The sequence below is a fragment of the Streptococcus pseudopneumoniae genome, assembly GCF_001072315.1.
Classification (GTDB): Bacteria; Bacillota; Bacilli; order Lactobacillales; family Streptococcaceae; genus Streptococcus; species Streptococcus pseudopneumoniae_R.
The window spans coordinates 42693-49161 of sequence record NZ_JVLI01000065.1; the positions used below are offsets into that span (position 1 = coordinate 42693).

The 6469-nt window shown below is 38.7% G+C and carries 7 protein-coding genes and 1 tRNA gene; all 8 read right to left on the reverse strand.

Going from position 1 to position 6469, the window contains the following annotated elements; genetic code table 11:
• Nucleotides 1-54: 54 nt before the first annotated feature.
• On the reverse strand, nt 55-678 hold the full coding sequence (locus tag ADH54_RS02965) for an HAD family hydrolase (RefSeq protein ID WP_049523981.1): 624 nt from the start codon (nt 676-678) through the stop codon (nt 55-57).
• A gap of 3 nt (nt 679-681) precedes the next feature.
• Nucleotides 682-1959, reverse strand: a complete 1278-nt coding sequence (locus tag ADH54_RS02970; protein WP_049523982.1) for an MATE family efflux transporter — start codon at nt 1957-1959, stop codon at nt 682-684.
• 67 nt (nt 1960-2026) lie between these two features.
• Nucleotides 2027-2467: a protein-export chaperone SecB gene (locus ADH54_RS02975; protein WP_000342988.1), complete on the reverse strand. Its 441-nt coding sequence runs from the start codon at nt 2465-2467 to the stop codon at nt 2027-2029.
• The gene (locus ADH54_RS02980; protein ID WP_141553913.1) at nt 2467-2688 is read right to left on the reverse strand and encodes a hypothetical protein; all 222 of its coding nucleotides are present in this window, start codon (nt 2686-2688) and stop codon (nt 2467-2469) included. Before ADH54_RS02980 ends, ADH54_RS02975 begins: the two co-directional genes overlap by 1 nt.
• The gene (locus ADH54_RS02985; protein WP_000423995.1) at nt 2651-3274 is read right to left on the reverse strand and encodes a hypothetical protein; all 624 of its coding nucleotides are present in this window, start codon (nt 3272-3274) and stop codon (nt 2651-2653) included. The genes ADH54_RS02980 and ADH54_RS02985 overlap by 38 nt, the downstream gene beginning before the upstream one ends.
• Nucleotides 3275-3371: 97 nt before the next feature.
• Complete coding sequence (gene thrC / locus ADH54_RS02990) at nt 3372-4856, reverse strand: threonine synthase (RefSeq protein WP_049523983.1); 1485 nt, start codon at nt 4854-4856, stop codon at nt 3372-3374.
• 75 nt (nt 4857-4931) lie between these two features.
• The gene (locus ADH54_RS02995) at nt 4932-6209 is read right to left on the reverse strand and encodes a glutamyl-tRNA synthetase (RefSeq protein WP_049523984.1); all 1278 of its coding nucleotides are present in this window, start codon (nt 6207-6209) and stop codon (nt 4932-4934) included.
• A 106-nt stretch (nt 6210-6315) separates the two neighbouring features.
• Nucleotides 6316-6399, reverse strand: a tRNA-Leu gene (locus ADH54_RS03000).
• Nucleotides 6400-6469 lie beyond the last annotated feature (70 nt).

Sequence of the window (6469 nt, forward strand, 5' to 3'; positions counted from 1 at the left end):
TCGATTACTTGAAATAGTTTGTTAGGTCTCTGTCACAAAATTGACACAATCTTTTTATCGCTCAGCCTTAAAAAAACGGGAAATATCTGCTAACACTTGAATCCTGTGATTGCCTTCATAAGACGACTCTAAAAAGCTGAGACTTTGAATCCCACTATTCTGGGCAAATTCCACATCTAGAGTCCGATCCCCTATATAATAGGTTTTCTCAGGATCCAACTGATACTTGTCTAACAGATAGGTAGCCGCTTCTGGACTGGGCTTCCGCGCAAAGCCACTCTGACTGGTTAAAATCTCTGTAAAATAAGATTCCAAACCCAAGTCTCTGAGAATGGTAAAAGCATTGTCTCCCTTATGAGTGTAAACAAAGTTCCGAATCACTACTTGGTCTGTCCAATCCAACACCTCACGCGCACCTGGCATTAAGACTACCTGGGCATTCTTTTCAGCCAAACTCTGTGCACGCACTTGATTGAGCATTTCCACATCCAGCTTTCTCTCTTCTGCCACTTGCACAAGTAAATCCTGCACAGAAAACTTGAGGATAAACTCTCTCACCTGCTCCTTATCATAAGGAATAGAAAACTGAGCAAAAGTTTCCTCAATCCCTGATAAAATCGCTTCATAAGAGTCCAATAAAGTCCCGTCTAAATCCCAAATAAAAGCTGTTTTTTGCATTTCCTATCCTTTCAAGATCATATAGCGCTGGTAACGGTAACGTAGAAATAACCAACGAAAACCATTATCCAAAAGGGTTCCAGCCCAAATACCGGGCAAGCCCCAACCAAGCACAATCCCCATCAGATATCCTGTTCCAATGCGGATACACCACATTCCTATACTTGTCGCATAAAAGGGAAGCCGAGCATTGCCCAACCCCTGCCAGACTGCTGTATAGATGACTGTTCCTATCGTCATAGGAGTACCAAGTAGTGAAAAAAGTGTCACTAGAACACTAGCCTCCACCGCTAGAGAATCAGTCGTATAGAGATGAGTCAGTGGTATGCCCAAGGCATAGACACTAAGCGTCAAGGGCAACATGAGAAGCAGAGAAAGCCAAAAGGTTTGCTTACTCAAACTAGCGACTCTTTTCCAATTATCCTCCCCAACTGCTCGGGCCACCAGCATGACCGTTGCCGTAGCTACACCAAAGGCAGGCATATAGTTAAACTGGGTCAAAACTTCTCCGACTGCATTTCCAGCCACTGCCTCTGTTCCAAAAGAAACGACCAAGGCAATGATCACGACATCTCCAGCCCGCATCATGAGCCGCTCTCCAGCTGCTGGCAAAGCCAAGGTCAATAGTTCCTTATCTAAACCAAAAGTTGGCTTCGCATAAGGCAACTTTAATTGTGACCACAAAATCACAAGACCTACTAAACGAGACAGAATTGTCCCCCAAGCAACACCAGCTATCCCCATATCCAGAACAAAAATAGCTAGACTTGAAAAAAGAATATTCAAGGCATTTGATAAAAGACTCACATAGAGGGGCAAACGTGGATTATGAGTTGCACGAATCAAGGCTCCCAAACTAGTCATTAATCCCAAAAGAACAATCGAACCACCTACCAAAGATAGATAGAGTCCTCCACTTTCAGCCACAGTCTGTTCAGTTCCCAAAAGTCCTATCATCTCTTTCCCAGCGAAGATGGACAAAAATCCTAAAAGGAAACTTAATAGTAAGGTAATCTTCAAGGCTTCAATCACATGATAGGCTAGCATAGATTGATCCTTCTGCCCCAAACTTTTTGAAATAACACTGGAAATAGCAGCTCCCAGAGCGATGAAAATCGCCTGGTAAATCGTGATAATATTGCCAGCTACTGATACACCCGAAATAGCTATCAAGCCCAAGTGGGCTACCAAGTAACTATCCACCATCCCCATGAGCATCTGCAAAAAGTTTTCGCCCATAGCTGGCAAGGCAATATTTAAGATTTGTTTATAAGATATCATACTAAATATTTATTTTCTTTCATAATGGGAATTAAAAATAAGACTATCATTATAATAGTCTCATTATTTACTCATCGATATCAATCACTTCTATATCATCATTTTCTTTCAACATAGCAACAACATTAATTAATGGCAACCTATATTGAGGATATATATTGCTTTTTCCACTAATATCACTTACTAAACTTCTTAAATAAGGAAATAGTATAGCAATTGCATTTGTCGTTAATAACGATTTTGCTTCCTCACTCTTTATATTCCCTTCATATTCAAAAATGCCCATCAAAGATACTCGAATAATAAAGGGACATTCAGAATTATCTTCTCTCCCACAAATTACCGATAAACTCACTGCCGCATTTGTCTGAGAAATTTGAACTTTGGACTTTATATTGAAATCAACATCCAGTTTTTCTGCATCAAAATCATAATTAGAGTTTTGCTCATAGTGCAACTCTGTAACCATGTAGTTACTAAAAGTAATTTTAGCTCTATAATCATCCATCACGCAACCTCTCCTAAACTCTTATTAATAGAAATAGTAGAGAAAGTATTATTTTTAAAAGAATAATAATCTACAGAAGCTGTACTAGAAGAGGAATACTGTACGGAAATATTCTCAATAACTGGTAAATTATTTTCATAAGGTAGAGAAAGTTCCTCTTCAGTGAAATTTACTTTATCTAAGTCAAAGAAACTTTTTAAATTCATTCCCTGTATTGCCATTATTAACTCCTTTTATCTTTATACAACCTGTGTCACGAACACACAACTCTGTACCATTTGGAAAATTACTAATTTCTCCGTTTAAAATAGTTACAGTATTTTTGCTAACAACCTTAATTCTTGTTTGGGAACCGCACTGCTCATGAATCTTGCTAATAAATAATTCCATCATTATTCCATCATAATTTTTCCGCTTGAATGAGCCATCCTGTTTTAACCGTCGTTTTATTTTTTCTCGCTCATGCTCATGCTTATCCTTAAAGCTATAAAACAATTCCAAATTATCCGATAAATCCATATCCAGAAAATTATCAGAGGAAACAGTAATATTAGCTTCAAGAACTTCAATAGAACATTTTTGTTTTTGGGCAACTTTGTCTTTATAATGGTAAGCATAACTAAACGCCATTTTTCGCCCAGAACCATTTTCTTCACGAAAATCTTGAAAAAAATACACACCTTCCCCTAAATCATTTGGATTTCTTAAATCAGGTTTTGACCAATCAATTTTAGATACTTTAAAACCTGCTCGCCTAATTTGGTTTGCATTTTGTTGTGTGGTTCCATGAAAACCTGTAAGTTCCAAAACATCCTCCATAACCATTATATAAAAACATCCCGTAATAATCAAATAAGATATATTTTTAGGATACAATTTCTCTTAAAACAGCTTCTTTCATGTACTACATTCTTAGATAAGCCTCAACCGCTACTTGCATGTCTGTTGCTGCAACAGTTGTCTTATGACGAACAGGAGCTGTTTCAAGCCCATCAACTGCTGGTGGCACTGCAACGCCTGAGATTTCATGTAATTGAGCCAAGGATTCAAAGTCGCCAAGCCCTGATTTTCCAGTTACAGCTTCTACTGCAACCACTGGGAACTTGTATGGACTCGCTGTTGAAGCAATCACTGTCTTAGTCACATCGCCAGTAGCCGCTTGGTATTTCTTATAAACTGCTGAAGCAACTGCCGTATGTGGGTCCTCGATATAATAATCTGACTCATAAACACGCTTGATTTCTGCTGCCGTTTCTTCCTCAGTCGCATATTCAGCTGCAAAGAGGTTAAGAATCTCTGCATCAAAGTCTGTCAACTCATATTGTCCTTGCTTGTTCAAGGCATTCATGAGTTCAGCTGTCTTAACCGCATCATTCCCCAAAAGATGGAAAATCAAACGCTCCAAGTTTGAAGATACCAAAATATCCATAGATGGACTAGTTGTTACCTTAAACTCACGTTTCTTATCATAAACACGTGTCTTGAAGAAGTCTGTCAAAACATTGTTGTCATTTGAAGCACAGATCAATTTACCAACTGGTAAGCCGATTTGTTTGGCATAAAAGGCAGCCAAGATATTTCCAAAGTTTCCTGTCGGTACCGTGAAGTTAACCTTTTCACCAGCTACAATCTCACCAGTTTTAACAAGCTGAGCGTAGGCATAAACATAGTAGACAATTTGTGGCACCAAACGGCCAATATTCATAGAGTTAGCCGATGAAAATTGCAACTTGTTGGCTGCCAACTTCTCACGAAGAACCACATCGTTAAACATATGCTTCACATTAGTTTGGGCATCATCAAAGTTACCATCAATAGCGATAACATGAGTATTGTCGCCAGTCTGAGTGGTCATTTGCAACTCTTGAACCTTGCTGACACCATCCTTTGGATAAAAGACGATAATCTCAGTTCCAGGCACATCGGCAAATCCTGCCATAGCAGCTTTCCCCGTGTCACCAGATGTCGCTGTCAAGATGACAATCTTATTCTCCAAACCATGTTTCTTAGCAGCTGTTGTCATAAAGTATGGCAAGATAGACAAGGCCATATCCTTAAAAGCAATTGTTGAACCATGGAACAGTTCCAAGTTGTATTGCCCATCCAGTTTCACCAATGGTGCGATAGCTGGAGTATCAAATTTGCTATCGTAAGCATTGTTGATACAGTAGTCCAACTCCTCAGCTGTAAAGTCATCTAAAAATGCTGACAAAACTAGCTTAGCAACTTCCTGGTAAGAAGTATCTTTCAATTTGTCAAAGTCCAAATCTACCTTTGGATAAGTAACCGGTGTAAATAAACCACCGTCCGTCGCCAAACCTTGCAAAATAGCTTGGCTAGCAGTTACTGTATTGTTGGCATCACGCGTTGATTGATAAACTAATGTCATTACTCTCTATCCTTTATCTATAGTCTCTTCCATTATATCATGATTTTTCAGAAAATTCTCCCTTTATAAGAGAAATTATAGTCCCAATTCTTCTTTCAAAGGCTCTAAATAAATCATTTCTTGTTTATTTCTCATCTTCAGTCCTTCATCAGCTAGCCAGAGTAAATCTTTTGAAAACTCTATAATCGCAGTTTTCTCCTCATCTGTTAGCTTTTTCTTAGAAAATTGCCGCCTTAAAGACTTATAATTTCTCCCAAATGCTTTAAAGAAAGGTGCTGTTTCTAAGTAAGCCTCTAACTTATCTAAATTAACCAACAACCCCAAGTGAAAAGCTGTTGAAGCGAAAGTTCTATCTAGAGGCTGAGTACACACACTACGAAACTCGACTGTTCCACGAGTCGTTAAGTCTTGGTACTGGTAACTACGATGAGTTTCAAGATCCTTCTCTTGAGGGTAAATAAGAATCTCATCCCCATTAAGAGCATATGCTTGGATTTCAGATGTAGCCAAATAATCCCTTACCTGAATCGGATAAAAATAATAGGTTTGTCCATCACGTTCCGCAGTAAAAATTGCAGAATGATCTAGATAATCAAAAAAATCATCCTCATCGTTAAAGAGTCTAGCATTGACCCCGACGTTTTCTGGATAGATGCCATGCATCGATTCTTCCCAGAAGATGTCCCTTGCAATTTTCGTATCCCAATCTGCACCCGAAAACTCAGAGTTTGCAAATAAATAAGCCTTAACTGCTTCAATTTGGGTAAAAGCATTAATCACCCGTAGGTAGTTAGACTTTGAAACATCCAGCTGGACCTGACTCCCACAGATAAAAGCACCATATTCAGGGAAATGATGTAAGTCTGATTCAATCACATTCCTACTCAAATTCAAATAGTCCATCAACATGCGATACCGTGGGTAAGCCACTGGACAATTCTCATTTTTATCCCAGTTGGGATGAATACCACAGCCAACAATAGCATGATTTGATTCAGCTAACTTTTTCTGAATCACATCCATATAATTATTAAAACGATTTTCGACCTCTTGAATTGTTTCAGCCTTACCAAATGCAAACTCAATCGTTGTATAGGAAACTTCAAATAAAATAGCATCCTGACTTTTCGGATCCACTAACTGGATAGGACACCCAAAATCATCTACCTTTTCTACAGTGAAATCCAAAGTTGAAACTAAATATCTGAATAAGTTCTTGATAACTTCAACATTTGTAGCATCCCCTTCTAAATTTGCAACAGGATATTCCAGCTCAATCCCGACAAACAATTCAGGATTTTCTTTAATATTTTTCAAATACCGATGTTTTAATAAATCGATAGAACAAGACATACTTCCCTACACTTTCATAATCTAAATAAAATTTGAATAACTATTATTATACCAAAAATAATATAAAAAAGGAACGAAGATTAACAACGTTCCTAACTCTATACTATACCGGCGGCCGGGGTCGAACCGGCACGTCCTTGCGGACACTGGATTTTGAGTCCAGCGCGTCTGCCAATTCCGCCACGCCGGCAAATAGTAACTGGGGTAGCTGGATTCGAACCAACGCATGAGGGAGTCAAAGTCCCTTGCCTTACCGCTTG